The sequence below is a fragment of the Comamonas sp. NyZ500 genome, assembly GCF_016772095.1.
GTDB lineage: Bacteria > Pseudomonadota > Gammaproteobacteria > Burkholderiales > Burkholderiaceae_C > Comamonas > Comamonas thiooxydans.
The window spans coordinates 1,151-3,203 of sequence record NZ_JAEIJE010000046.1 but is presented as its reverse complement, the minus strand read 5'-3'; the positions used below and the strand labels follow the sequence as shown (position 1 = coordinate 3,203).

At 60.1% G+C, this 2,053-nt stretch carries 1 protein-coding gene; it reads left to right on the top strand.

The window, feature by feature from the left end:
* Positions 1 to 36: 36 nt before the first annotated feature.
* Positions 37 to 2,053 (top strand): Tn3-like element IS1071 family transposase (locus JAO85_RS25430; RefSeq protein ID WP_202789295.1); only part of this gene is annotated, 2,017 nt, incomplete at its 3' end.

Below are 2,053 nucleotides of genomic sequence, written 5' to 3'. Positions count from 1 at the left end.
AACGGGTATGGTGGCCTCCCACTTTTGAGGTTCACGATGCAGGGTTGGCACACAACGTTTTTGGGGATGCGTGGGCTCCCCCGCGATATCAGCGACTTCGAGATGAAGGCATTTTTCACCTTCGATGGTGCCGAGCGCGACGCAATCAATGCACGCCGAGGTGATTCCCACAAGCTTGGTCTGGCGCTCCATATTGGTTTCCTGCGCATGAGTGGGCGTTTGCTCGGTGCCTTTCGGGTAATTCCAGTAGCCTTGTGGCGCCACCTTGGCAACGAGCTTGGCATTGCAGCACCAGAAGTCGCCTCGCTGAGAGCCATGTATGAACGCGGGCGCACGCTATTCGATCACCAACAAGTAGCCTGCACGGTCCTTGGATTCCAGTGGATGAGCGAGCACCAGCGCCGCTCACTGGTACGTGAACTGCGCGACGAAGTGGCGCGCTGCGCCGACCGCGATCAGCTACTCGTGCGGGCGCGTCAATGGCTGTACAAGAACAAGCTGGTGATCGTGCACGAGCGGGCAATTCGGACACTGATTGCGGCGGCACTTGCCCAGCTTGAAGTTGAAACAGGCACCGCCATCGCCGCCAGCGTTGATCCAGCAACACTTGATCGCTGGCGAGCCTCAGTTTCAGAGCTGCGCCCAGATGGACAAACCCAGCAGAGTTGGCTATGGGCTGCACCGGCGAAACACTCAACCCGCCAAATCAGCGAGGTACTGGAGCGCATCGACCTGCTTTACACGCTGGACGTTCATAAGCACCTGGCAGACATCCCCGATCTCATCTTGCGCCGCTACGCGCGCCGACTTGTCTCCAGGCCGCCCTCAGCCGGAGCCAAGATCAAAGAGCCAGCGCGCACCGTGGAGGTCGCATGCTTTCTTCGGTATTGCCTGTTCACCACCACAGACCAGTTGATCCTTATGGTGCAGCGCCGGATCGCCGATCTGTGGCGTCAGGCTGCCGCCGATGTCCCCGCTACCGTCAATTGGGCCGCAATGTACAAAACGCTGCTCGGCGAACTTGTTGCCTTGAGCGCGCAAGGTGCGGTGCCAGATGCTGAGTTGCGTGCCCGTCTTGAAGCCTTGATCACCGAAACCCAGAAACGCAAACCACCGAGCAGGGCCTCCCTGGTCCGCGAGGGATTGATTGATGGAATTCGCCCCGTGCGGTCGTTGCTCGTCGCCATTGCAAAGCTGCCCTGGCAGGCCACCGGCGAGCATCCTGCCATCGAGTACCTTGCCAAGCTGCAAGCTTTATATCTCAAAGGATCCAGAAAGCTGCCAGTTGAAGTGGTGGCACCAAGTCTGGGAATGATCTGGCAGGTTTCGATCTCCAGCCCAGACCGGGAACGGGCGTTTCAGGCGTTGGAGGTGGCCACCCTGTTTGCCCTGCGCCGCGCGGTGCGCAATGGCTCGGTCTGGATTGAGCACAGCCTGAGCTTTCGGGGTCGTGCGCGCTTGTTCTTCACGGACGAGCGTTGGCAGGCAGAGTCCAAGAAACACTATGCCCGTCTATCGTTACCCAGCAAGGCTGCCACTTTCTTGAAGCCTTTGCTGGCCAGAGTAACTGCCGGTGTCGATGCGGTGGCCGCTGCAGCCCGCAGTGGCGTACTGCGCGTGGATGATGAACTCCATTTGTCGCCATTGCCCGCAGAGGACGAAGACCCAGAAGTGACCAAGCTGCGCGCGGCTTTGGATCACCGCATCGGTGAGGTTCAATTGCCGGAAGTGATTCTGGCCGTTGACGCCCAGGTGCGCTTTAGCTGGATCATGCTCGGACGTGAGCCGCGCTCTACCGACGAGCTGCTGATGGTCTATGCCGGCATCATGGCCCACGGCACCAGTCTGACTGCGGTCGAATGCGCGCGCATGATTCCGCAATTGTCTGCCACCAGCATTCGCCAGGCCATGCGCTGGGCGCGGGACGAACGGCGTCTGAGCCAGGCCTGCCAGGCTGTGCTGGAATTCATGCAGCGACACCCGATTGCCGCCACCTGGGGGCGGTCCGATTTGGCATCTTCTGACATGATGAGCATGGAGACCACCAAACGGG